Below are 24,919 nucleotides of genomic sequence, written 5' to 3'. Positions count from 1 at the left end.
ATGCGCGAGATCTGCCGCGCCGGTTTCAGCCCGCCGGCGCCGCGCCGCCGGCGGGCGTAGCCGGTGCGACCGGCACGATCGGAATGGCCGTACCGAGGCCGAGCAACGCAGCCAGCGGACCGTGTGGCTGCGCAACTTCGCCGATGGTATGACGGTCGAGTTCGGCAAAGAACGCATTGCGCGCCGCTTCGAGCGCCCCTTTAAGACGGCATTGCGGCGCAATGGTGCAGGCGCGGCGCTCGCCGTGCTCGTCCGGGAAACAGCCGGCCAACGCAAAGTCGCTTTCGGTGGCGCGCACAATTTCGCCGACCGTCAGCGCGCAGGTCTGCTCGGCCAGACGCAAACCGCCGTTGCGCCCGCGCACGGTCTCGACCCAGCCGAGTTCGCCGAGCTGCTGTACGACTTTCATCAAGTGATTCCGGGAGATCCCATAGGCCTCGGAAATGTCCTGGATCGTCGATAACCCCTCGCCGCGGACGGCGAGATACAACAGGACGCGCAGCGAATAGTCCGTATAGTCGGTCAGTCTCATAAGTGCTAATACCACGATGAGCGCAAGCCGCGATCCGGGGGATAACCGCGTCGATGCAAGGGTTGCCGGGGGCCGTCGCTTCGCCATAAGATGCAGGCGCTACGCATATTATTATTGTGCGTTGACTGGCGGCATTGGTCTTTCGGCAGTAATGGTAACGTTTCCCGCTTGGGCCATTTATACGAAAAGCGGGGCATTCGCGGCCTACTTCCTTCCGTTTCGACTCAGTTTGAGGCTATTTGTGACCGTCTGTGGCGCCGTGCGGCACGCTGTGGCGATCCGCGACGAATGGCTGCATCTTATGGAAATTACATGAATCCGTCCTTCCCTGCGGCGCCGATTGTCCAGCGCGTCGCCGAGCCCACCGACGCGAATATCCGCGACCTCGTCTACGGCTTTTACGACCGCGTGCGAGCCGATCCGCTGCTCGGTCCCGTGTTCGACACAACGCTGGCGGGCCGCTGGGACGACCATCTGCCGAAGATGTGCACGTTCTGGGCGAGCCTCGTGTTGGGTGCGAAGCAATACCGCGGCAACGTGCAGCAGGCGCATCAGCCGCTCGAGGGAATCGAGCCGCAGCATTTCAGCCGCTGGCTGTATCTGTTCCTGGACACGGTGGAATCGCGCTATGAACCGGCTGCGGCGATCCGCTTCATGGAGCCGGCGCTGCGCATCGCACAGAGTCTGCAGTTGAGCCGCTTCGGCTGGGACTACACGATTCCGGCGGAACAGCAGGCGTTGCTGGAGCGCATCGCGCCCAGGCGGCGTCCACGCGACGATGAGCCGCACGATTCACATGACCCGCACGCATCGGCGCGGCCACGCGGCGAGCCGTTTCCGGCCCGCATCATCGGCAAAACGCAGGACGATTGAGCGACGCGCGTGAAGCGCGCTCTTCGTCGAAGCCGAACAGGGCGCGGATTACTCCGCCGTCCGGTTAGCCGATTCGATGCCCCAACGGGCGAGCGCGGCGTCGTCGGTGACGCGCGCATCGACCCAGCGTTCGCCCTCCTCGGTCTTCTCTTTCTTCCAGAACGGCGCCTGAGTCTTCAGATAGTCCATCACGAACTCACACGACGCAAACGCGTCGCCGCGATGCGCGGCAGTGGTCGCCACCAGCACGATCTGGTCGAGCGGATAGAGCTTGCCGACCCGATGCACGATCAGCACCTCGATCCCCGGCCAACGCTCGCGCGCGCTTACGACGATCGCCTCCAGCGACTTCTCCGTCATGCCCGGATAGTGTTCGAGCTCCATCGTTTCGACTGCGCTGCCTTCGTTCAGATCGCGCACTGTGCCGACGAAACAGGCCACCGCGCCGACCTTCGGATTGCGCGCACGCAACGCGGCGACCTCGGTAGTGAGGTCGAAGTCTTCCGTTTGTACGCGAACGGGCATGGCGGGCTCCTGTGCGGTCAGCGGCGCTTCAGCGCAGTTCAGCCGCCGGTGACCGGCGGAAAGAACGCGACTTCGCAACCTTCCGTGATGCGCGTGCTAGCGCCGGTCATCACGTGATTGCACGCCGTGCGCAGCGCGCGGCCTTCGGCAAGGGTATCGGCCCAGGTGCCGCCGCGCACGCGCAGCCACGCGCGCACATCGCCGACCGTGGCGATGCCGTCGGGCAGGTCGACCGTTTCGTCGGCCGTCCCGAGCGCTTCGCGCACACTTGCAAAATATCTGAGTTGAATCTTCATCGGGATGCCACCGGCCGTTGCCGGCCTTAGTTCAGCAATTCGGAAAAGGGAATGAATCGCACGGTTTCGCCGGCGCTGATCGCGTGATTCGGTGGATTGTCGATCAGGCCGTCTCCCCATACCGTCGACGTCAGCACGGCCGAACTCTGATTCGGGAACAGATCGAGACCGCCAGCCGGATTAACGCGTGCGCGCAGGAATTCGTTGCGGCGGTCGGCCTTGTTCTGCGTGAAGTCGGCGCGCAGCGACAGTGCGCGCGGCGCGACCGTCCGCACACCGGCGAGGCGCAGAACGAACGGGCGGACGAACAGCAGGAAGGTGACGAAACTCGACACCGGGTTGCCCGGCAAACCGATGAAGAACGTTTCGTCCGACGTGACGGCGTCCGTTTGCTGCGGCGTGCGGCGCACCGCGCCAAAGGCGAGCGGCTTGCCGGGTTTCATCGCGATTTGCCACATCGACAGGCGCCCTTCGGCTTCGACCGCGGGTTTCACGTGATCCTCCTCGCCCACCGACACGCCGCCGCAGGTCAGAATCAGATCGTGCGCCTCGCCGGCCTCGCGTAACGTCGCGCGGGTCGCATCGAGCTTGTCCGGGACGATGCCGTAGTCCGTGACCTCGCAGCCAAGGTTTTCCAGTAGCCCGCGCAGCGTAAAGCGGTTCGAGTTGTAGATCGCACCCGGTTTCAGCGGCTCGCCGGGCATCGTCAGTTCGTCTCCTGTGAAGAAAACGGCGACTTTTACACGACGGCGCACGTGCAACTGCGCGCAACCGACCGAGGCGGCGAGTCCCAGTGCTTGCGGTGTCAGGCGTGTGCCCGCGGGCAGGATGATCGAGCCGCTGCGGATGTCCGCGCCTTGGACTGTGATCCATTCGCCCGGTTTGGGGCTGTGCAGGATCGTGACGTCGTCGCCGGCGGCTTCGGTTTGCTCCTGCATCACGATTGCGTCAGCGCCAGGCGGCACCGTTGCGCCCGTGAAAATGCGGGCTGCTGTGTTTGCCTTTAAGGGTTCCGGGGCGTGGCCCGCCGGGATGCGTTGGGAGACCGGGAACCGGCGGTTGCCATGCGCCAGGTCCCCGGTGCTTAGCGCGTAACCGTCCATTGAACTCGTATTCATTGGAGGGACGTCCAGTGGCGAGACGACGTCTTCCGATAGCACGCGGTTTAGCGCTTCCAGCGTGGGGATCGATTCTGTACCGGCGATTGGGCTCGCGGCGCCAAGCAATGTCGCCAGGGCGTCGGCAGTCGAGAGCATCGGAGCGCGGGGCGTTGGGGTGGACATCGGGGTTCAGAGCCGCGGATTAAAAGAATATTGTAGCGGTCGAAGAGGGTGCCCTGGGGAGCCCGGGGTTATAGCGGTTTTTTTTGCCCTTCGCGCCGCGTGGGTCCTTGCTTCGCTGCAACCCATTACTTCATCCCTCGTATCGGGCGCGCGCCCTCGCGCCCGATACGCATGGCTTTAGTGGCCCGTCTACTCGCCCGCGTTCGCCGTCACGAAGTCCTTCACGCGCTGCACGTCCGCCGGCAGCACCTCGAAACGCTGCGGCAACGACTCCAAACCCGAAAAGGCGGCCGGACGCTCCGGTTCGCGCAGCAGCGCTTCGCGGATCGTTTCGCCAAACTTGATCGGCTGCGCCGTCTCCAGCACGACCATCGGAATGCCCGGCTGCAAATGTTCACGCGCAACCTTCAAACCGTCGGCCGTGTGTGTGTCGATCATCGTGTCGTAGCGCTCGAATACATCGCGGATCGCTTCCACCCGGTCTTCGTGGCTGCTGCTGCCCGACACGAAACCGAATTCCTTCACGCGCGCAAAATCGCCGCTCGCCGCCAGGTCGAAACCACCCTTCTCTTCGACGTCGCGGAACAGTTGCAGCACCCGCGCCGGATCGCGCCCGAGCAGGTCGAACACGAAACGCTCGAAGTTCGATGCCTTCGAAATGTCCATGCTCGGGCTGCTCGTGTGATACGTCTCAGCCGACTTGCGCACACGGTAAATGCCCGTGCGGAAAAACTCGTCCAGCACGTCGTTTTCGTTCGTCGCCACCACCAGCTTCTCGATCGGCAAGCCCATCATCCGCGCAATGTGACCCGCGCAAACATTGCCGAAGTTGCCCGACGGCACCGTGAACGACACGCGCTCGTCGTTTGACTTCGTCGCGGCAAAGTAGCCCTTGAAGTAGTACACGACCTGAGCCACGACGCGCGCCCAGTTGATCGAGTTGACCGTGCCGATCTTGTACTTCGCCTTGAACGCGTGATCGTTCGACACCGCCTTGACGATGTCCTGGCAGTCATCGAACACGCCCTCGACCGCGAGGTTGAAAATGTTCGGGTCCTGCAAGCTGTACATCTGCGCGGTCTGGAACGCGCTCATCTTCTTGTGCGGCGACAGCATGAACACGCGAATGCCCTTCTTGCCGCGCATCGCGTATTCGGCCGCGCTGCCGGTGTCGCCCGAGGTCGCGCCGAGAATGTTCAGCGTGTCGCCATGCCGCGCCAGCGCGTACTCGAACAGGTTGCCGATCAGTTGCATCGCCATGTCCTTGAACGCGAGCGTCGGACCGTTCGACAGTTCGAGCAGCGACAGCGGCGCGCCGTTCTCGACACCCAGCGTCTTCAGCGGCGTGATCTGTGCGGCGCTTTCGTCGTCGCGGACGTTGCAGTACGTCTCGGCCGTGTAGGTCTTGCGCGTCAGCGCGCGCAGATCTTCGGCCGGAATGTCGTCACTGAATTTCGACAGGATCTCGAAGGCGAGATCTGCGTACGGCAGCGTGCGCCAGCGCGTCAGTTCGTCGGCGGAAACGCGCGGGTATTCGGCGGGCAGATACAGGCCGCCGTCTTTCGCGAGACCGCCCAGCAGGATGTCGGAAAACGTATGGCGCTCGCCGGCTCCGGCGCCGCGCGTGGAGAGGTAGTTCATATGTCGGCCTAGTTGAGCGCTTCCATGCGCAGCTTCGTGACTTGCGAGACAACGGTCTTCAGCGCTTCGATCGTTCTGATCGCGGCGTTGACGTTCTTTTCGACCGTTTCGTGCGTGATCAGGATGATGTCGGTCTCGCCCTTGCCGTTCGCGTCGACCTGTTCCGATTCCTTCTGCAACAGCGCGTCGATCGAGATGCCCGTGTCCGCGAGAATGCGCGTGATGTCGGCCAGCACGCCGGTCACGTCGGCCACACGCAGACGCAGGTAATACCCGCTCGTCACTTCGTCGATCGAAAGGATCGGCGTGCTCGACAGGCGGTCCGGCTGGAACGCCAGATGCGGCACACGATGCTCCGGATCGGCTGTATGCAGACGCGTCACGTCGACCAGATCGGCGACCACCGCGGAGGCCGTCGGCTCCGCGCCCGCGCCCTTGCCGTAGTAGAGCGTCGTACCCACCGCGTCGCCGTGCACGACGACCGCATTCATCGCGCCTTCCACGTTTGCCAGCAGACGCTTTTCCGGGATCAGCGTGGGGTGCACGCGCAGTTCGATGCCCTTGTCGGTGCGGCGCGCGATGCCGAGCAGCTTGATGCGATAGCCGAGTTCTTCGGCGTATTTGATGTCGATCGCGGCGAGCTTGCTGATGCCTTCGACGTAAGCCTTGTCGAACTGCACCGGCACGCCGAACGCGATCGCGCTCATGATCGTCGCCTTGTGCGCGGCGTCGACGCCTTCGATATCGAAAGTCGGATCGGCTTCGGCGTAGCCCAGTTCCTGCGCGGCCTTCAGCGCGGTCGCGAAGTCCAGACCGCGGTCGCGCATCTCCGACAGGATGTAGTTGGTCGTGCCGTTGATGATCCCGGCGATGTACTGAATGCGATTGGCCGTAAGCCCTTCGCGCAGCGCCTTGATGATCGGGATGCCGCCCGCCACCGCCGCTTCGAACGCCACCATCACGCCATTGGCGCGCGCCGCCTCGAAAATCTCCGTGCCGTGCACCGCGAGCAGCGCCTTGTTGGCCGTGACCACGTGCTTGCGGTTGTTGATCGCGCGCAGGACGAGGTCGCGCGCCACGCCGGTGCCGCCGATCATTTCCGCCACGATATCGATCGACGGATCGTCGACCACCGCGTTGAAATCATCGGTCAGCGCCACGGTGCCGGCAACGCTGCCGAGCGCCGCGGTTGCCTTGGCGGGATTGCGAACGGCGATGCGCGCAATCTCGATACCGCGGCCCGCGCGGCGTTTGATTTCTTCCTGATTGCGGCGCAGTACCGTGAAGGTGCCGCTGCCTACCGTGCCGAAGCCCAGCAGTCCAACTTTGATCGGTTCCATGCAGCGTGTGTTTTCGAGTAGATGATTAAAAGGAAACGGGTGTCGGGTGTGGCGCGCCACGTACGGCGCGGTGTGTGTCGCGCCGTACGCCACATTGTGCGCTAGGCTGTGTGACGCTTACGGTAGCCGTCGAGGAAGCGCGCGATCCGGTTGATCGAATCCGCGAGATCGTCCACGTTCGGCAGGAATACGACGCGGAAGTGATCCGGCGTCTTCCAGTTGAAACCGCTGCCCTGCACGAGCAGCACACGTTCTTCCAGCAGCAGGTCGAGAATGAACTGCTGGTCGTCATGGATCGGATACAGCTTCGGGTCGAGGCGCGGGAACATATAGAGCGCCGCTTCGGGCTTCACGCAGGTCACGCCGGGAATGGCCGTCAGCATGTCATACGCGAGTTCGCGCTGTTTGTACAGGCGGCCGTTCGGCACGATCAGGTCGTTGATGCTCTGATAGCCGCCGAGCGCGGTCTGAATCGCGTACTGGCCGGGCACGTTCGGGCACAGGCGCATGGAGGCCAGAATGCCGAGCCCTTCGAAGTAGTCTTTCGCGTGACGGCGGTTCTCGCCGGTGAGGCCCGAGATGAACATCCAGCCGGCGCGGTAGCCGCATGAACGGTAGCTCTTCGACAGGCTGTTGAACGTGACGGTGAGCACGTCCTCCGACAACGCGGCCATCGACGTATGCAACTTGCCGTCGTAGACGATCTTGTCGTAAACCTCGTCGGCGAAGATGATCAGGCCGTGCTGACGGGCGATCTCGATCAGGCCGAGCAGCAATTCGTCCGAATACAGCGCGCCAGTGGGGTTGTTCGGGTTGATGACCACGAGCGCACGCGTGTTCGGCGTGATTTTCGAGCGGATGTCGTCGAGATCGGGCATCCAGCTGTTCGCTTCGTCGCAGATGTAATGCACCGGCGTGCCACCCGACAGGCTCACGCCCGCGGTCCACAGCGGGTAGTCCGGTGCGGGCAGCAGCACTTCGTCGCCGTCGTTGAGCAGCCCCTGCATCGCCATCACGATCAGTTCGGAGGCGCCGTTGCCGATATAGATGTCGTCGAGTTCGACGCCGTGCACGCCCTTTTGCTGCGTGTAATGCATGATCGCCTTGCGCGCGGCGAACACGCCCTTGGAATCCGAGTAGCCGGACGAGCCCGGCAGATTCAGGATCATGTCCTGAATGATTTCATCCGGCGCGTCGAAGCCGAACGGCGCGAGGTTGCCGATGTTCAGCTTGATGATGCGATGACCTTCTTCTTCGAGCCGCTTCGCATGTTCGAGGACGGGCCCGCGAATGTCGTAGCAGACGTTCAGCAACTTGTTGGATTTGAGAATCTGTTTCACGGCGGGCACTTCATCCTGATTGATGGGCTTGGGCGAACAAGCGGGGGCAAAAAAACGCCGGGCCGGGCAAATCCGCCGATAGGGGGAATCCTGACGCGGCGCGGCCAGCGACGGCCGGCAGAAGCGGGTTGAGCCGGCTTTGCGCAGATCCGGCCACAGAACCGGCGGATTGCGCCGGTGAAGCCGCCGAGCGAAAAGCCGCTGGGCAAACGCGGCGGCAACCGCGGGACACAAGCCGAACGCACGCCTGACGACCGCTGGGCAAACACCGCGCGAAACAACGAGCCGCCTAGCGGAACAACGAACAAATCAGCGCGTGCAACCAAGGCGGGTAGCCGACCGCGCCCTGCTCTCGCGTGCGGCTCGTGGCGGCACATGAGGCGGCCCATGAAGCGAGGGGCGCCGCTCGCGGGCTAAAAAGCTATAATTTAGCGGATTTTGGCCGACTTCCGCAATGCACCAACCGCAACGGCAAGCCTTTTCGGCCCCTTCGTGTCCCACTCGCGTCAAACCGCCCCGTTCGGCTTGCGCCTCGCCGGGCCGCCAACACGCATGATGTCTCACGACGACTTCGGAAAACGAATTTGAAATTACATCAGGATTCCAGCGGCGCCCTGAACACCGTCACCGGTTACGGCGCCGACTACGTCGAAATCAATCTGGTACGCCATTCGGGCAGCGTTCTCGTGCTGCCGGATGCGCCCGTCATCCCCTGGCCCGTCTCCTCGTTCGATCAACTGAGCGCGGAGCACTTCGCCATGCTGGTGGAGTCCGCGCCCGAGGTGGTCGTGTTCGGCAGCGGCGAACGGCTGCGGTTTCCGCATCCGCGCCTGACCGCCGCGCTCGCCGCCAAACGCATCGGCGTCGAAACGATGGACTTCAAGGCCGCCTGCCGCACCTACAACATTCTGATGGCCGAGGGCCGCAAGGTTGCGGCCGCGTTGCTGATCGAAGCGTAACCGCGCCGTAAGAGTGCAGAGCGGATGCGGTGCCGACACGGGGGTCCCCGCTACGTATGGAGACTGCGGCAATCCGCCGGATTCGCCGCACACCCTGGCCGCGTCACAGCCGATCACGTACACTGCGCGCCATTGATGCCGCGCCGGTGCCCGTCGGCAAGCGTCGCCCGGGGCCCTGTTTTCACGGACCATCAGCCGAAGCACCGGCCCTGAAGCACCAGCCGTCATTCCCGAACAACATCGCAACGCCGTCCCACGCGGCGTCGCCCAACAGGTTGAAATCCATGAACGATACGCCGTCCCGGCTACCGCTCAATCGCACCGCGATCCTGCTGCTCCTGCTGGCCCTCGCCGTAATCTGGTTCGTGCCGCTCGGCTGGCGCCATCTGCTGCCGAGCGACGAAGGCCGCTACGCCGAAATGGCGCGCGAGATGTTCGTCACCGGCGACTGGATCACGCCGCGCTACAACGGCTACAAGTACTTCGAGAAACCGCCGCTGCAAACCTGGGCGAACGCGCTAACGTTCGCGTGGTTCGGCATCGGCGAATGGCAGGCGCGGCTTTACACCGCGCTGACGGGCTTCGCCGGCGTGCTGTTGATCGGCTTCACCGGCGCGCGCGTGTTCAACGCGGCGACCGGCGTGTTCGCCGCGCTCGTGCTGGCGACCTCGCCATACTGGAACCTGATGGGCCACTTCAATACGCTCGACATGGGCCTGTCGCTCTGGATGGAGCTCACGCTGTGCGCGCTGCTGCTTGCGCAGCGCCCCAACCTGCCGAGCGCCAGCGTGCGCGGGTGGATGTGGCTGTGCTGGGCGTCGATGGCGCTGGCGGTGCTGTCCAAGGGCCTCGTCGGCGTGATCCTGCCGGGCGCGGTGCTGGTGCTGTATACGCTGATCGCGCGCGACTGGGCGGTCTGGAAACGCCTGCACCTGATCGGCGGCCTGATCGTGTTCTTCGTGATCGTCACGCCCTGGTTCGTGCTGGTGCAACAGCGCAATCCGGAATTCCTGAACTTCTTCTTCGTCGTCCAGCAATTCAAACGCTATCTGACGCCCGAGCAGAACCGCCCCGGGCCGTTCTACTACTTCGTGCCGGTGCTGCTGGTCGGGTTCCTGCCGTGGCTGTCGGTCAGCGTGCAGAGCATTCGCCACGCATGGCGCCTGCCGCGTCAGCCGAACGGCTTCGCACCGGTCGTGCTGCTGCTGGTGTGGATAGTGTTCATCTTCCTGTTCTTCAGCGCGTCGCACTCGAAGCTGCTGTCCTACACGCTGCCGATCGCCCCCGCCATCGCGCTCCTGATCGGCATGTATCTGCCGCTCGTCACGCGCGACCAGCTGCGTCGCCACCTGGCCGGCTACGCACTGTTTCTGGTGGTGGCGGCATTCGCCGCGCTGTTCCTGACGCGCTTCGGCAGCGCGCGCAATCCCGCCGAACTGTATGCCGAATACCGCACGTGGGTGCTGGCGGCGCTCGCCGTCGCCTTCGTGCTGACGCTGGCGGCGTTGTGGCTGAACCGCCGCAGCCGGGCCGGCATCTTTGGCGCCGTCGCTACCTTCGGCGCGGCGTGGGTGCTGCTCGGCACGATCGCCGGCACCGGCCACGACGTGTTCGGGCGGCTGAGCTCCGGCGCGCCGCTCGCGCCCGCGATCAAGGCCGAGATCGCCAGACTGCCGGCGGATACGCCGTTCTACTCGGTCGGCGTGCTCGATCACACGCTGCCGTTCTACGTCGACCATACGATGATCATGGTCGAGCACCCGGACGAGCTGGCCTTCGGCATTTCCGTCGAACCGCAGAAGTGGGTGCCGTCGGTCGATGCCTGGATCGAACGCTGGAAGGCCGATCGCTACGCACTCGCGCTGATCCCGCCGTCCACTTACGACAAGCTGCTCGCGCAGCACCTGCCGATGCAGGTCATCGCTCGCGATTCGCGCCGTGTGGTGGTGATGAAGCCGGCGGCGGCGCCCACTGCAATGGCGCCCATAGAAAAACCACAACAATGACCCCATATCAGGATTGAACGTTCGATGAACCCGATTTCCCTCTTTTGTATTCTCGCTGGTGTCACGCTGAACGCCGGCGCGCAGTTGCTGCTCAAAGCCGGAACGAATGCCGTTGGACACTTCGAATTCACACGTGCGAATATCCTGCCCATCGCCTTCCGGCTCGCGACCCAGCCGCCGATCATCGGCGGACTGGCGTGCTATGTGATCAGCGTCGCCGTGTGGGTGATCGGACTGTCGCGTGTGGATGTGTCGATTGCGTATCCGATGCTGTCGCTCGGTTACATCGTCAACGCGTTCGCGGCCTGGTATCTGTTCGGCGAAGTGCTGTCGGTGCAGAAGCTGGTGGGAATCGGCATCATCCTGATCGGCGTGTTCATCCTGGCGCGAAGCTAGGCGCCACGCGGCCGGCGGAGCATGCCGGGCACGATTTATTACCGTTTATTGCCGCGCCGGCGCACGCGGCAAGGATGCTTGCAGCAAAGATGCCGTAAGCGAGCCGCGGCGCCGGCTAAGCTAAACGTAAGGCTGGCCGCGGTATCCTTCGCGGTTCCGCCCTTTTTTAGCCGTGGCCTTGGGTTTGCGCGTGGTTCGCATGCTTGCAGTTGCACGTTCGCCATGACACGTTATTTCGCGCCCACTGGTTACGCCCCTTTCAATCGAGCGAAGCATTCATGAGCCAGTCAACAGTCCCGTTTTTGCCGTTTGTCAAACCCGAAATCGATGAAGAAACGATCCAGGGCGTCGCCGACGTGCTCCGCTCCGGCTGGATCACCACCGGCCCGCAGAACCAGAAGTTCGAAGCGGCGCTGTCCGAATTCTGCGGCGGCCGTCCGGTGCGCACGTTCAACTCGGGCACGGCGACGCTCGAAATCGGGCTGCGCATTGCCGGCGTGGGCGAAGGCGCCGAAGTCATCACCACGCCCGCCTCGTGGGTCGCGACCAGCAACGTGGTCTATGAAGTCGGCGCGACGCCGGTGTTCGTCGACATCGATCCGGTCACCCGCAATATCGACTTGAACCTGCTCGAGAAGGCGATCACGCCGCGCACCAAGGCGATCATTCCTGTTTACCTGTCGGGCCTGCCGGTCGACATGGACCGCCTCTACGCAATTGCCCGCGCCCACAAGCTTCGCGTGATCGAAGACGCCGCGCAAGCATTCGGTTCGACGTGGAAGGGCGAGCGGATCGGCAAGCTCGGCGATCTGGTCTCGTTCAGCTTCCACGCGAACAAGAACCTGACTTCGATCGAAGGCGGCGCATTGGTGTTGAACAACGAGGCAGAAGCGATTCTCGCGCAGAAGTACCGGCTGCAAGGCATCACCCGCACCGGCTTCGACGGCATGGACTGCGACGTGCTCGGCGGCAAGTACAACCTCACGGACGTCGCCGCGCGCGTCGGCCTCGGCCAGTTGCCGCATCTGGCGCGCTTCATCGCGCAGCGCAAGAAGCTCGCGCGCGCCTATTTCGCCGGCCTCGAAGGCGGCGCGGCCGTGAAGCTGGGTATCGGCCTGCCGTTTGCCGACTTCGAAAACAGCAACTGGCACATGTTCCAGATCACGCTGCCGCTCGAGAAACTCTCGATTGACCGCGCCGGTTTCATGGGCGCGCTGAAAGAACGCGGCATCGGCTCGGGTGTGCACTACCCGGCGATTCACCTGTTCTCGCTGTACCGTGCGCGCGGCTTCAAGGAAGGGATGTTCCCGCATGCGGAGCGCTTCGGCTCCACCACCGTCACACTGCCGCTGTTCACACTGATGAACGAAGGCGATGTGGAGCGGGTCTGCCGCGCGGTCAATGAAATTTGCGAACAATACGGAAAATAAGCGGACATGAGTTATTCGGAACATGGCGCCGTCGCACCGGAAGTGTCGATCATCATCCCGGTGTACAACGAGGAAGCCGGGCTGGCCGCGCTGTTCGAGCGCCTCTATCCGGCGCTCGACGCGCTCGGCACCGGCTATGAAGTGATCTTCATCAACGACGGCAGCCGCGACAAATCCGCCGCCCTGCTCGCCGAGCAGTTCCGCGCGCGGCCCGACACGACCCGCGTGATTCTGCTGAACGGCAATTACGGCCAGCACATGGCGATTCTGGCCGGCTTCGAGCAATCGCGCGGCGCGATCGTGATCACGCTCGACGCCGACTTGCAGAATCCGCCTGAAGAAATCGGCAAGCTGGTCTCGAAGATGCGCGAAGGCTACGACTACGTCGGCACGATTCGCCTGCAACGCCAGGACAGCTTGTGGCGCCGCAAGGCATCGCGCGCGATGAACCGCCTGCGCGAGCGCATCACGCGTATCAAGATGACCGACCAGGGCTGCATGCTGCGCGCGTACAGCCGGCACATCATCGACACGATCAATCGCTGCGGCGAGATCAACACCTTCATTCCGGCGCTCGCGTACACCTTCGCGCAGAATCCGGTCGAAATCGAAGTCGCGCATGAAGAGCGTTTTGCCGGCGAATCGAAGTACTCGCTCTACAGCCTGATCCGTCTGAATTTCGACCTGGTCACCGGCTTCTCGGTCGTGCCGTTGCAATGGCTGTCGTTCATCGGCGTGATTCTGTCGCTCGGTTCCGCGGCGCTGTTCGTGCTGCTGCTGATTCGCCGCTTCATCATCGGCGCGGAAGTGCAAGGTGTGTTCACGCTGTTCGCCATCACCTTCTTCCTGCTCGGCGTGATCATCTTCGCGCTTGGCCTGCTCGGCGAATACATCGGGCGGATCTATCAGCAGGTGCGCGCGCGTCCGCGCTATCTGGTGCAGACGATTCTCGAACAGCGCGACGGCGCCATGGTCACCGAAACGCCGCGTCAGTCCGTTGTGCAGGCGGTGCAAACCGCGCCGCTGATCGATCAGGGACCCACTCCATGAAACCGCGCGCAGTCGTATTCGCGTATCACAACGTCGGCGTGCGCTGCCTGCAGGTGCTGCTCGCACGCGGCGTCGACGTGGCGCTGGTCGTTACCCACGAAAACAGCCCGACCGAAAACATCTGGTTCGGCAGCGTCGCCTCGGTGGCGGCCGAACACGGCATTCCGGTCGTCACGCCGGCCGACCCGAAGAGCGCCGAACTGCGCGCCTCGGTGAGCGCAGCGCGGCCGGACTTCATTTTCTCGTTCTACTACCGCCACATGCTGCCGGTCGACCTGCTGGCGCTCGCCGCCCGGGGCGCCTACAACATGCACGGCTCGCTGCTGCCGAAGTACCGAGGCCGCGTGCCGACCAACTGGGCGGTGCTCAACGGCGAAACCGAGACCGGCGCGACGCTGCACGAAATGGCCGCCAAGCCCGACGCGGGCGCGATCATCGCGCAAACGCCGGTGCCGATCCTGCCCGACGACACCGCCGCGCAAGTGTTCGACAAAGTCACCGTGGCCGCCGAGCAGACCCTCTGGCGCGTGCTGCCGGCCCTGCTGGCGGGCGAAGCGCCGCATCTGCCGAACGATCTCGCGCACGGCAGTTACTACGGCGGGCGCAAGCCCGAAGACGGCCGCATCGACTGGGCGCAGCCGGCGCAGCAGGTCTACAACCTGATCCGCGCCGTCGCGCCGCCCTATCCCGGCGCGTTCACCGATATCGGCGACCAGCGTTTCATCATCGCCCGGGCACGTCTGGCCACGCCCGGCGCGCTTCGCTCGGATTTGCCCCCGGGCCTGCACGTAAGCGATAATGCCGTTTTCGCGATATGCGGCGACGGCCGCGCGATCGCCATCCACGAATTGAGGCGCCAGCATGACGGCAACGAAACCGTCGTCACCCCGGCCGAATTCTCCCAGCTCATCCAAACTCCCCGTCATTCATGAAAAAAGTCCTGATTCTGGGTGTGAACGGCTTCATCGGCCATCACCTGTCCAAACGTATTCTCGAAACGACCGATTGGGAAGTCTTCGGGATGGACATGCAGACCGAACGTCTCGGCGACCTCGTCAATCATGAGCGGATGCACTTCTTTGAAGGCGATATCACGATCAACAAGGAGTGGGTCGAGTATCACATCAAGAAGTGCGATGTGATTCTGCCGCTGGTCGCGATCGCTACACCCGCCACTTACGTGAAGCAGCCGCTGCGCGTGTTCGAGCTGGACTTCGAAGCGAATCTGCCGATCGTGCGTTCGGCCGTCAAATACGGCAAGCATCTCGTGTTTCCGTCCACGTCCGAGGTCTACGGCATGTGCACGGACGAGCAGTTCGACCCGGAAGAGTCGCAACTGTCGTACGGCCCGATCAACAAGCCGCGCTGGATTTACGCGTGCTCGAAGCAGCTGATGGACCGCGTGATCTGGGGCTACGGCATGGAAGGCCTGAATTTCACGCTGTTCCGTCCGTTCAACTGGATCGGCCCGGGCCTCGACTCGATCTACACGCCGAAGGAAGGCAGCTCGCGCGTGGTCACGCAGTTCCTCGGCCATATCGTGCGCGGCGAGAACATCAGCCTCGTCGACGGCGGCGCGCAAAAGCGTGCGTTCACGGATATCGACGACGGCATCGGCGCGCTGATGAAGATCATCGAGAACAAGAACGGCGTGGCGACGGGCAAGATCTACAACATCGGCAATCCGACCAACAACTTCTCGGTGCGCGAGCTCGCGCACAAGATGCTGACGCTGGCCGCCGAATTCCCGGAATACGCGGAGACGGCCAAGCAGGTGCAACTGGTCGAAACGTCGTCGGGCGCGTACTACGGTGCGGGCTACCAGGACGTGCAAAATCGCGTGCCGAAGATCGACAACACGATGCAGGAACTCGGCTGGGCGCCGAAGTCGACCTTCGACGAAGCGCTGCGCAAGATTTTCGAGGCGTACCGCGGCCACGTCGCCGAAGCACGCGCGCTCGTCGAACAGCAATAAGGGCTGAGCCTTGCCTCGTATCGTTCTGAAGATCGACGTCGACACGCTGCGCGGCACCCGCGAAGGCGTGCCGAATCTCGCGCGTATCTTCGACCGCTTCAAGGCGCGCGCCACCTTCCTCTTCAGCCTCGGCCCCGACCATACCGGTTGGGCGATGCGCCGCGTATTGCGGCCGGGCTTCCTGCAGAAGGTGTCGCGCACTTCGGTGGTCGAACATTATGGCGTCAAGCAACTGATGTACGGGGTGCTGCTGCCCGGTCCGGACATCGGCGCGAAGGCGTCGGCGGAAATGCGGGCGATTCACGAAGCCGGCTTCGAATGCGGCATTCATACGTGGGATCACGTGTACTGGCAGGACAACGTACGCACGCGCGACCGCGCATGGACCGCGGCGCAGATGCAGAAAAGCCATGACCGCTTCATCGAGATCTTCGGTGCGCCGCCCGTCACGCACGGTGCGGCCGGCTGGCAGATGAACGGCCACGCGTTCGAACAGATCGACGCGTGGGGCATGCGCTACGCGTCCGATGGGCGCGGCCACTCGCCCTATCTGCCGGTAGTCGACGGCCGGCAACTGTCGCATGTGCAGATGCCCACCACGCTGCCGACCCTCGACGAAGTGCTCGGCGTGGACGGGGTCGACCTGAACAACGTCGCCGCGTGGATGCTGAAGCACACTGAAAACAATCCGCACGATCAGGTGTTCACGCTGCACGCCGAACTCGAAGGGCAAAAGCTCGCGCCGATTTTCGAACAGCTGCTGGAAGGCTGGCGCGCGCAAGGCCACAGCTTCGCGACGATGGGCGACTACTACGCCACGCTAGACCGCAGCACGCTGCCATCGTACCCTGTTACATGGGGTGAAATTCCAGGCCGCTCCGGCGAGTTGATCGTCCAGCCATCATAGGCGGCCCTGACCGACCCGAGCGCCGCGCGTCCATGTTCCGCGCACCGGTCGGCCTCCCCGAATGCCTTGATGCCAGGCCGAAGCTGCCGCAGCAATCCGGCACCCGGCCATAACAACTGGAGAACCTCGTGCCCATCGCAGTCGACCAACCCGTCCCCGACTTCACCGCCCCCGCTACCGGTGGCGAGATCACGCTGTCCAAGTTGCGGGACAAAAAGGTGGTGCTGTATTTTTATCCGAAGGACAACACGCCGGGCTGCACGACCGAAGGCCTGCAATTCCGCGATCTTTATCCGAACTTCAAGAAAGCCGGCGCGGAAATTCTCGGCGTGTCGCGCGACAGCCTGCGCTCGCATGACAATTTCAAGGCGAAGCTCGAACTGCCGTTCCCGTTGATCTCGGATCCGGAAGAAACGCTGTGCACGCTCTTCAATGTCATGAAAATGAAGAAAATGTATGGCAAAGAAGTACGGGGAATCGAGCGCTCCACGTTCCTCATCGACGGCGAAGGCGTGCTGCGTCAGGAGTGGCGCGGCGTGAAAGTGCCGGGGCATGTCGATGACATTCTGGAGGCTGTACAAGCGCTTTGAGGCGCGTTATATTGGGTTGCAATGAGTGCCTGTCCACCCCATTCTTTCCGTAGCTGCGCCAGACTTCACGGCCGTTTTACCGGTTCCGTCGAAGCCGTGAGGCGCAACTCGATAACCGTAGGCGAGCCGCTTGCCCCGTACGCCGGGGCGGCGGCTTTTTTAATTGCGCACAGCCGTTCGTTTACTCGGCCAAGCGCTTCCGTTAAGGAGCCGATCGAAGACCAGGCGAACCGGCATCTCTAGACCGAATGCGCGCCTCCGGGCGCAAACTGCGTGCGCACTCAGTGGCACCGGCAGAATGCGACAGGCGGCGCACGATATGTGACCCGATTATCTCGAGGGAAACCATGCCTTTGCCTACCCCCCCCAGCAAGCTCGGCAATCTCCTGCCGCCTGACGAATACAAGGCCAAAGCCGCCACGCCGGCGCGCTCCGCCGCGAAGAAACAGGCGAGCGAAGGGGACACCGCGGAGTCGGCCGATTACGGCCGCGCGAACGTCGCCACACCGATGGCGCATGCCGCCAATGCCGCAACCACGTTGCGGCCGGTGCCGGCGTCGTCCGCATCCGCTGCTGCGTCCGCCGCTGCCGGGCAAGCCGCGCCGGCGCGTGGCGGCCGAAAATCGAAGCAGACCGCCGCGCTGCTGCAGCCCGTTCCTGCCGCCCGTCCGCAAGCCGAGGCAGGGCATGCCAAATCCGCTACGCCCGCTGCGCAGCCGCAGCCGGCTGTCGCACGCACGCCGAGCGCGAAACAACCCGCTGCCAGCGCACCTGCGGCCGTAGCGCACAGCACGCGCGGCGCGGGCAAGAAACGCGGCACAGCCGCCGAGCAGGTCGAAGCCCAGAAGCTGTTCGTGCTCGACACCAACGTGCTGATGCACGACCCAAGCTGCCTGTTCCGTTTCGAGGAACACGACGTCTATCTGCCGATGATGACGTTGGAAGAACTCGACAACCACAAGAAAGGCATGTCGGAAGTCGCCCGCAACGCGCGCCAGGTGAGCCGCACGCTGGACGCGCTGGTGGCGAATGCCGGCAGCATGTCGGACGGCATTTCGCTCGCGCGTCTGGGCAGCCGTGAGGCGTCCGGGCGTCTATACTTCCAGACCAAGCTCACCGCCATCGAGCCAGTTGAAGGTCTGCCGGAAGGCAAGGCCGACAACCAGATTCTCGGCGTCGTGCGCGCATTGCAGCGCGACCGGATGGACCGTCAGGTCGTGCTGGTGTCGAAAGACATCAATATGCGCATCAAGGCGCATGCGCTCGGCCTGCCCGCCGAGGATTACTTCAACGACCAGGTGCTTGAGGACAGCGATCTGCTGTTCTCGGGCATTCGCGCGCTGCCACAGGATTTCTGGACCCGGCACGCGAAGGGCATGGAAAGCTGGCAGGACACAAAAACGGGCACCACGTATTACCGCGTGACCGGTCCGCTGTGCGCATCGATGCTGGTCAATGAGTTCGTCTATCTGGAACCGCAGAACGGCGAGCCGACCTTTCATGCGCTGGTGCGCGAGTTGAACGGCAAGACGGCGCTCCTGCAAACCTTGCGCGACTACGGCCACCACAAGAACAACGTGTGGGGTATCACGGCGCGCAATCGCGAGCAGAATTTCGCGCTGAACCTGTTGATGAATCCGGAAATCGACTTCGTCACGCTGCTGGGTCAGGCCGGTACCGGCAAGACTTTGGTCGCGTTGGCCGCGGGTCTCGCGCAGGTGCTCGACGACAAGCGCTACAACGAGATCATCGTGACGCGCGCGACGGTGCCGGTCGGTGAAGACATCGGCTTTCTGCCTGGTACAGAAGAGGAAAAGATGCAGCCGTGGATGGGTGCATTCGACGACAACCTCGAAGTGCTGCAGAAAACCGACGATGCCGCCGGCGAATGGGGGCGCGCTGCAACTCAGGAGCTGATCCGTTCGCGCCTGAAGGTCAAGAGCATGAACTTCATGCGCGGCCGCACGTTCGTGGACAAGTATCTGATCATCGACGAGGCGCAAAACCTGACGCCCAAGCAGATGAAGACGCTGGTCACGCGCGCCGGTCCAGGCACGAAGATCATCTGCCTCGGCAATATTGCGCAGATCGACACGCCATACCTGACGGAAGGCAGCTCAGGGCTGACCTACGTGGTCGACCGTTTCAAGGGCTGGGCGCACAGCGGGCATGTGACGCTGGCGCGTGGCGAACGCTCGCGCCTCGCCGATTACGCGTCGGAAATTCTTTAAGTTTCAACGATTTGGCGCTTCCCTCGAAACCGCGTCCGGTTTATCCCGGACGCGTTTTTTTTGCCCGCGCGTTCCCGGCGGACCACACTTAGCGCACGAACTTCAAGTAATTTGTCAAGAATTCTTGCCGGAGCCATGTTTGACCGGCTACCATCCGGACATCCTCTGCCCTTAAACGAACGTTTACCGCTCGCCCGCCTTCATGCGCCGACTCGCCTTTTCGCTGCTGATCGTTTCGCTGCTCGCCGCCTGTGCCGGTGTGCCGCAGAAGACGTCGCGCGAGTCCGGCAGCTCGGTCACCGTGGCGAACGGGGCCTATCGCACGCCGCCGGCGGGCTTCCCGAATTTCGTCGATCACAGCATCGGCCGCGAGGAAATTTCGATTCAGGCGATGAGTCTGGTCGGCATTCCATACCGCTGGGGTGGTAATACGCCCGATAGCGGCTTCGATTGCAGCGGATTGGTTCGCTATGTGGTGTCGCGCGCGGCGTCCGTGAATCTGCCGCGGACCACTGCGGACATGAGCGGGCGCGGCGAGTCGATCGAACCGGACGAAATCGCGCCTGGCGATCTGATTTTCTTCAACACGACCGGCCGCCCGCATTCGCACGTCGGCATCTACGTCGGCAAGCTGCGCTTCGTCAATGCGCCGTCGACAGGCGGCACGGTGCGGCTCGATTATCTGACCAATCCGTATTGGGCCAAGCGCTTCGACGGCATTCGGCGCATGGCGTCGCCGGCTGCGGCACCCACGCCGTTCGATACGCCAGGCTATCAGGCTTCGGCGCCGCAGGAGCGGGCCGCGCCGGCGTACGCGAGCACTGCGGCAAACCTGGCGCCGGCAGCGAAAGCGGTACCGCAGCCGCCGACCTATGCGGCGGGCGCGCCGACGCCGCAGCAAGCGACACGCATTGTGGCGGCCCCTCGTGCTCCGTTGACCGCGGCAACCCAGCCGGCCGCAGTGCCAAACGCACCGTTGGCAGCGCAAGCCGATCCGTTTGAACCGCCGCCGCCTGGCATGAGCGCCGCACAAATGCAGGCGCGCGCAGCAGGCGCAGTAGCACCGACACCGGTGCAAGCCACCCAGCCGGGCATGCCGGATAGCGGTCACACCCATTCGATAGCTCAAGAAGTACCGGCTCCACCCGCTAGCACTGGCACCGGCGCGTCCGCTGCGCCTGCCGCCGTCGCCCGCGCTCCAGACGCGATCGACGCCGCCGCCGATGCCTTCGCCCCCCCCCCGCCCGCCTCGGTCGCGGTACGGCAAGCGCAGCAGGCGCGGCAGGCGGAGGCGAATGTGGGGGTGCAGATCATGCGAGCCTCCACCGCCTCGCGCGGCGTCGCCGCGCCCACGCAAACTACCGACGACCCCATCGCCCGCTTCGCGAACGGCAATTTCTGACGCCGCCGCGCAACGAGCGGCAGAGGTCATCTTCCGCACCCGTCCCTGCTGCAACGCCTCCGATCTGCTATCGTCTTCGATATTCTTCCGACAGCGGGTGACGACAATGGATCTCGGGCTGAAAGACAAGGTGGTGCTGATCACCGGCGGCAGCAAAGGCATCGGACTCGCGTGCGCCCGCGCGTTCGCGATCGAAGGCGCCAAAGTCGCGATCGTCTCGCGCGATCCCGCCAATCTCGCGCGAGCCTACGAAGAGTTGCGCCAGGAAGGCCTGCACGTGCATCGGACGCGCGCCGACCTGCACGAGCCGCACAGCGCCGCCGATATCGTCGAGGAAGTCACCACCGCGGTCGGCCCGATCGACGTGCTGATCAACAGCGCCGGCGCGGCCCGCCGCTACGACCCGGAAGCGCTCGACGCCGACGCTTTCCGGGCGACCATGGAAGCGAAGTATTTCCCGTACATCTACCCGCAGCAGGAAGTGCTGCGCCGCATGGCCGAACGGATAAAGACCGGGGAAAGCACGGAGCCCGGCACGATCGTCAATATCATCGGTATGGGCGGCAAGATCGCGAGCGATATTCACATCGCAGGCGGCGCAGCGAATGCAGCGCTGATGCTGGCGACCGTCGGCCTCGCGCACTACTATGCGCGCTACGGCATCCGCATCAACGCAATCAATCCAGGTTCGACGCTGACCGAGCGCGTCGAAGAAGCGGTCAAGCTGGAAGCGTCGCGGCAAGGCATCGACAGCGCGGACGCACTGGCGCGCGGCCAAGCGAAAGTGCCGCTCGGACGCTATGCAAAACCGGAGGAAATCGCCGACGTCGCGCTGTTTCTGGCGAGCCGCCGTGCGAGCTATGTAACGGGCGCAATTGTCCCGATGGATGGAGGCAGCACGCCGCTGATCTGAGCGGCGCGCTTCACAGCTTTTACAGCGCAGCTTTTACAGCGCAGCTTTTACAGCGCGGACAGCTTTGCCGCGCTTACAGGAAGCGGTGGCCAAGCCACCAGCCTGCCGCGGCGAGCGCTGCGGAGGCCGGAATCGTCAGAATCCACGCCCAGACAATGTTGCCGGCCACGCCCCAACGCACCGCGCTCAGCTTCTGCGTAGCGCCGACACCGACGATCGCGCCGGTGATCGTATGCGTGGTGGACACCGGAATGCCAAGCCACGACGCGGTAAACAACGTGATCGCCCCGCCCGACTCCGCGCAAAAACCGCCCACCGGCTTCAGCTTGGTGATCTTCTGTCCCATCGTGCGGACGATCCGCCAGCCGCCGAACAGTGTGCCGATACCCATCGACAGATAACAGCCGCCGATCACCCACAACGGCGGCGCATCGGCAATCGACGACGCATAGCCGGTCGCGATCAGCAGCATCCAGATGATTCCGATGGTTTTCTGCGCATCGTTGCCGCCGTGGCCAAGGCTGTACAAACCCGCGGAGAGCAGTTGCAAGCGCCGGAAACGCCGGTCGACCTTGCTCGGCGGCGTGCGGAAATAGACCCACGACACCGCCAGCATGAAGAACGATCCGAGCACGAAACCGAGCAGCGGCGAGATGAAAATGAAGGTCACCGTCTTCATCAACCCGTCGAGATTGAGCGAGCCCCAGCCCGACTTGGCGAGCGCCGCACCCACCAGCCCGCCGATCAGCGCGTGCGACGAACTGGACGGAATGCCGTAATGCCAGGTGATGACGTTCCAGCCGATCGCGCCGACCAGTGCGCCGAAAATGACGTAGTGGTCGACGATAGCCGGATCGATCGTGCCCTTGCCGACCGTCTGCGCCACTTTCAGATGGAATACGAAATACGCGACGACATTGAATGCCGCCGCGAACGCCACGGCCTGTTGCGGTTTCAGCACGCCGGTCGACACGACTGTGGCGATCGAATTCGCCGCGTCGTGGAAGCCGTTCATGAAGTCGAAAATCAGCGCGACGGCGACCAGGGCGGCGACCGCCCAGATAGCGAGTTGTATCGATTGCATTATGCGTTTTCCAGCACGATGCCTTCGATGATGTTCGCTACGTCCTCACACTTGTCGGTGATCGTTTCGAGCAGTTCGTAAATCGCTTTCAGCTTGATCAGCGTCTTGACGTTGTCTTCTTCGCGGAACAGCTTGGACATCGCCGAGCGCAGCACGCGGTCGGCTTCCGACTCCAGACGGTCGATTTCCTCGCACGCCTTCAGGATCTGGCTCGCCTGCTTCATGTCCGACAGCAGGCTGACGGCGAACTGCACGCGCTCGGACGTGGCCGTGCAGATGTGTGCCAGCTGGCTCGCTTCCGAGGTCACTGCCTGCACGTCGTACAGCGAGATAGCGGTGGCGACGTCCTCCATCAGATCGAGGATGTCGTCCATCGTGGTGATCAGCTTGTGGATCTCGTCGCGGTCGAGCGGCGTGATGAAAGTCTTGTGCAGCAGGTCGATGGTTTCGTGCGTGAGCTTGTCGGCGGCCTTCTCGGCTTTCTGCACGTTTTGCTTATGAGTTTCGGCGTCCTGCAGATTGTCGATCAGCAGCTCGAGTTCGCGGCTTGCCGAGACGATGCACTTTGCGTGCGCATTGAAATTTTCAAAGAACTTGCCCTCGGTGGGCATGAAACGACCGAACATTGGGATCCCGGAAAATGGTCACGTAATGGCTGACATAAAACTGCCACATTGTACCGTTCCGGGGTCGATGTCGCGATTTTGAAAGCGTCGTTACAACACCCGTGCCGATATCGCTTTACTGCTCGCCTCACTCTCCGCCGTAGAAATTCTGCGCACCGGCAAAATTGTCGAACTTCGTGAATTGACCGTGGAACGTGAGGCGAACAGGCCCGATCGGACCATTCCGCTGCTTACCGATGATGATTTCCGCGGTACCCTTGTCCGGGCTGTCCGGGTTGTAGACCTCGTCGCGGTAGATGAACAGGATCACGTCCGCGTCCTGCTCGATAGCGCCGGATTCGCGCAGGTCCGACATGATCGGCCGCTTGTTCGGACGCTGCTCCAGGCCCCGGTTCAGCTGCGACAACGCGATCACCGGCACATCGAGTTCTTTGGCGAGACTCTTCAACGAACGCGAGATTTCCGAGATTTCGGTCGCGCGGTTCTCGCCCGACGACGAACCGCTCATCAGCTGCAAATAGTCGATGATGATCAGGCCCAGCTTGCCGCACTGGCGCGACAGCCGGCGCGCGCGCGAGCGCAATTCCATCGGATTCAGACCGCCGGTTTCATCGATGAAAATCTGCGCCTCGCTCATCTTCTGCACTGCGTGCGTGAGCTTCGGCCAATCCTCGTCGGTCAGACGCCCGGTGCGCATGCGGTGCTGGTCGAGCCGGCCGACCGATCCGAGCATACGCATGGTAAGTTGCGTGCCCGGCATTTCCATCGAGAACACTGCGACCGGCAGACCGTACTCGACCGCGACGTATTCGCCGACGTTCATCGAAAACGCCGTTTTACCCATCGACGGCCGGCCCGCGACGATGATCAATTCGCCGCCGTGCATGCCCGAGGTCATCCGGTCCAGGTCGACAAAACCGGTCGGCGTGCCGGTCACGTCGCTCGGATTGGCGGTGTGATACAGCGTATCGATCCGCTCGACCACTTCGGTCAGCAGCGGCCCGATTTCCAGGAAGCCCTGAGTGCCGCGCGCGCCGTCTTCGGCGATCGAAAACACTTTCGACTCCGCCTCGTCCAGCAACTGGCGGACTTCCTTGCCTTGCGGATTGAATGCGTCGGCCGAGATTTCGTCGGCCACCGACACGAGACGGCGCAACACCGCGCGATCGCGCACGATTTCCGCGTAACGACGAATATTGGCCGCGCTCGGCGTGTTCTGAGCCAGCGCGTTCAGGTAGGCAAGACCGCCGACCTCATCCGCCTTGCCCGAGGTGCCAAGCGCCTCGTAGACCGTAATCACGTCGGCCGGACGCGTCGCCGCGATCAGCTTGCCGATGTGTTCGAAGATGATCCGGTGGTCGTAGCGGTAAAAATCGCTCTGTGACAGGAAGTCGGCGATACGGTCCCATGCGGCGTTATCGAGCAGCAAGCCGCCCAGCACCGATTGCTCGGCCTCGATCGAATGCGGCGGGACTTTTAGCGATTCGAGTTGGGGATCTTTGGACGGTGCGTTCATGGAG

Annotated in this window: 23 protein-coding genes; 13 read left to right on the top strand and 10 right to left on the bottom strand. The window is 63.3% G+C overall.

Annotation, left to right across the window (positions count from 1 at the left end; all coding sequences use genetic code 11):
- Nucleotides 1-25: 25 nt before the first annotated feature.
- Nucleotides 26-532: an Rrf2 family transcriptional regulator gene (locus DLM46_RS05885; RefSeq protein WP_115099827.1), complete on the bottom strand. Its 507-nt coding sequence runs from the start codon at nucleotides 530-532 to the stop codon at nucleotides 26-28.
- Between the two features lie 312 nt (nucleotides 533-844).
- On the opposite strand from DLM46_RS05885, the gene DLM46_RS05880 reads away from it, so the two are divergent.
- On the top strand, nucleotides 845-1,405 hold the full coding sequence (locus DLM46_RS05880) for a group III truncated hemoglobin (RefSeq protein WP_115099826.1): 561 nt from the start codon (nucleotides 845-847) through the stop codon (nucleotides 1,403-1,405).
- 48 nt (nucleotides 1,406-1,453) lie between these two features.
- Here DLM46_RS05880 and moaE read toward each other — a convergent pair whose 3' ends face one another.
- The 6 genes from moaE to DLM46_RS05850 form a co-directional block, all read right to left on the bottom strand.
- Nucleotides 1,454-1,930, bottom strand: coding sequence for a molybdopterin synthase catalytic subunit MoaE (gene moaE / locus DLM46_RS05875; RefSeq protein ID WP_115099825.1), 477 nt, complete (start codon nucleotides 1,928-1,930; stop codon nucleotides 1,454-1,456).
- A 38-nt stretch (nucleotides 1,931-1,968) separates the two neighbouring features.
- On the bottom strand, nucleotides 1,969-2,226 hold the full coding sequence (moaD, locus tag DLM46_RS05870) for a molybdopterin converting factor subunit 1 (protein WP_115099824.1): 258 nt from the start codon (nucleotides 2,224-2,226) through the stop codon (nucleotides 1,969-1,971).
- 26 nt (nucleotides 2,227-2,252) lie between these two features.
- A complete protein-coding gene (locus tag DLM46_RS05865; RefSeq protein ID WP_115099823.1) occupies nucleotides 2,253-3,482 on the bottom strand; it encodes a molybdopterin molybdotransferase MoeA in 1,230 nt (409 codons plus the stop codon).
- A gap of 216 nt (nucleotides 3,483-3,698) precedes the next feature.
- Nucleotides 3,699-5,150 (bottom strand): threonine synthase, encoded by a 1,452-nt coding sequence (gene thrC / locus DLM46_RS05860; RefSeq protein ID WP_115099822.1) that lies wholly within the window; start codon nucleotides 5,148-5,150, stop codon nucleotides 3,699-3,701.
- A gap of 8 nt (nucleotides 5,151-5,158) precedes the next feature.
- A complete protein-coding gene (locus DLM46_RS05855) occupies nucleotides 5,159-6,490 on the bottom strand; it encodes a homoserine dehydrogenase (RefSeq protein WP_115099821.1) in 1,332 nt (443 codons plus the stop codon).
- Nucleotides 6,491-6,591: 101 nt separating this feature from the next.
- Nucleotides 6,592-7,839 carry a pyridoxal phosphate-dependent aminotransferase gene (locus tag DLM46_RS05850; RefSeq protein ID WP_115099996.1) on the bottom strand — a complete coding sequence of 416 codons (1,248 nt, stop codon included), beginning with the start codon at nucleotides 7,837-7,839 and terminating at the stop codon, nucleotides 6,592-6,594.
- Between the two features lie 575 nt (nucleotides 7,840-8,414).
- On the opposite strand from DLM46_RS05850, the gene DLM46_RS05845 reads away from it, so the two are divergent.
- The 12 genes from DLM46_RS05845 (at nucleotide 8,415) to DLM46_RS05785 (ending at nucleotide 21,689) form a co-directional block, all read left to right on the top strand.
- Nucleotides 8,415-8,789 (top strand): Mth938-like domain-containing protein, encoded by a 375-nt coding sequence (locus tag DLM46_RS05845; RefSeq protein ID WP_115099820.1) that lies wholly within the window; start codon nucleotides 8,415-8,417, stop codon nucleotides 8,787-8,789.
- Between the two features lie 284 nt (nucleotides 8,790-9,073).
- Nucleotides 9,074-10,795, top strand: a complete 1,722-nt coding sequence (locus DLM46_RS05840) for an ArnT family glycosyltransferase (protein WP_115099819.1) — start codon at nucleotides 9,074-9,076, stop codon at nucleotides 10,793-10,795.
- Nucleotides 10,796-10,819: 24 nt separating this feature from the next.
- Nucleotides 10,820-11,191 carry an SMR family transporter gene (locus DLM46_RS05835; protein WP_115099818.1) on the top strand — a complete coding sequence of 124 codons (372 nt, stop codon included), beginning with the start codon at nucleotides 10,820-10,822 and terminating at the stop codon, nucleotides 11,189-11,191.
- Nucleotides 11,192-11,469: 278 nt separating this feature from the next.
- On the top strand, nucleotides 11,470-12,621 hold the full coding sequence (locus tag DLM46_RS05830; protein WP_115099817.1) for a DegT/DnrJ/EryC1/StrS family aminotransferase: 1,152 nt from the start codon (nucleotides 11,470-11,472) through the stop codon (nucleotides 12,619-12,621).
- 6 nt (nucleotides 12,622-12,627) lie between these two features.
- A complete protein-coding gene (locus DLM46_RS05825; RefSeq protein WP_115099816.1) occupies nucleotides 12,628-13,671 on the top strand; it encodes a glycosyltransferase in 1,044 nt (347 codons plus the stop codon).
- Nucleotides 13,668-14,603 (top strand): formyltransferase, encoded by a 936-nt coding sequence (locus tag DLM46_RS05820; protein ID WP_115099815.1) that lies wholly within the window; start codon nucleotides 13,668-13,670, stop codon nucleotides 14,601-14,603. Before DLM46_RS05825 ends, DLM46_RS05820 begins: the two co-directional genes overlap by 4 nt.
- Nucleotides 14,600-15,646 carry a bifunctional UDP-4-keto-pentose/UDP-xylose synthase gene (locus DLM46_RS05815; RefSeq protein WP_115099814.1) on the top strand — a complete coding sequence of 349 codons (1,047 nt, stop codon included), beginning with the start codon at nucleotides 14,600-14,602 and terminating at the stop codon, nucleotides 15,644-15,646. The genes DLM46_RS05820 and DLM46_RS05815 overlap by 4 nt, the downstream gene beginning before the upstream one ends.
- 10 nt (nucleotides 15,647-15,656) lie before the next feature.
- Entirely contained in the window at nucleotides 15,657-16,553 is an 897-nt protein-coding gene (locus DLM46_RS05810) for a polysaccharide deacetylase family protein (RefSeq protein WP_115099813.1), read from the top strand.
- Between the two features lie 128 nt (nucleotides 16,554-16,681).
- Nucleotides 16,682-17,143 (top strand): peroxiredoxin, encoded by a 462-nt coding sequence (locus tag DLM46_RS05805; RefSeq protein ID WP_115099812.1) that lies wholly within the window; start codon nucleotides 16,682-16,684, stop codon nucleotides 17,141-17,143.
- Nucleotides 17,144-17,490: 347 nt separating this feature from the next.
- A complete protein-coding gene (locus DLM46_RS05795; protein ID WP_115099811.1) occupies nucleotides 17,491-19,374 on the top strand; it encodes a PhoH family protein in 1,884 nt (627 codons plus the stop codon).
- Between the two features lie 202 nt (nucleotides 19,375-19,576).
- Entirely contained in the window at nucleotides 19,577-20,776 is a 1,200-nt protein-coding gene (locus DLM46_RS05790) for a C40 family peptidase (RefSeq protein ID WP_115099810.1), read from the top strand.
- A gap of 106 nt (nucleotides 20,777-20,882) precedes the next feature.
- Complete coding sequence (locus DLM46_RS05785; protein ID WP_115099809.1) at nucleotides 20,883-21,689, top strand: SDR family oxidoreductase; 807 nt, start codon at nucleotides 20,883-20,885, stop codon at nucleotides 21,687-21,689.
- Nucleotides 21,690-21,762: 73 nt separating this feature from the next.
- On the opposite strand, the gene DLM46_RS05780 is transcribed toward DLM46_RS05785, so the two are convergent.
- From DLM46_RS05780 to DLM46_RS05770, 3 genes are all read right to left on the bottom strand, one after another.
- Nucleotides 21,763-22,773, bottom strand: a complete 1,011-nt coding sequence (locus tag DLM46_RS05780; RefSeq protein ID WP_115099808.1) for an inorganic phosphate transporter — start codon at nucleotides 22,771-22,773, stop codon at nucleotides 21,763-21,765.
- The gene (locus DLM46_RS05775; RefSeq protein WP_115099807.1) at nucleotides 22,773-23,399 is read right to left on the bottom strand and encodes a DUF47 domain-containing protein; all 627 of its coding nucleotides are present in this window, start codon (nucleotides 23,397-23,399) and stop codon (nucleotides 22,773-22,775) included. The genes DLM46_RS05780 and DLM46_RS05775 overlap by 1 nt, the downstream gene beginning before the upstream one ends.
- 127 nt (nucleotides 23,400-23,526) lie before the next feature.
- Complete coding sequence (locus tag DLM46_RS05770) at nucleotides 23,527-24,915, bottom strand: replicative DNA helicase (RefSeq protein ID WP_115099806.1); 1,389 nt, start codon at nucleotides 24,913-24,915, stop codon at nucleotides 23,527-23,529.
- Between the last annotated feature and the right edge of the window lie 4 nt (nucleotides 24,916-24,919).

It is taken from the genome of Paraburkholderia lacunae (assembly GCF_003353175.1).
Taxonomy (GTDB): domain Bacteria; phylum Pseudomonadota; class Gammaproteobacteria; order Burkholderiales; family Burkholderiaceae; genus Paraburkholderia; species Paraburkholderia lacunae.
Note: the sequence above shows the minus strand (reverse complement) of the source record. Positions and strands in the feature narration are given on the sequence as shown.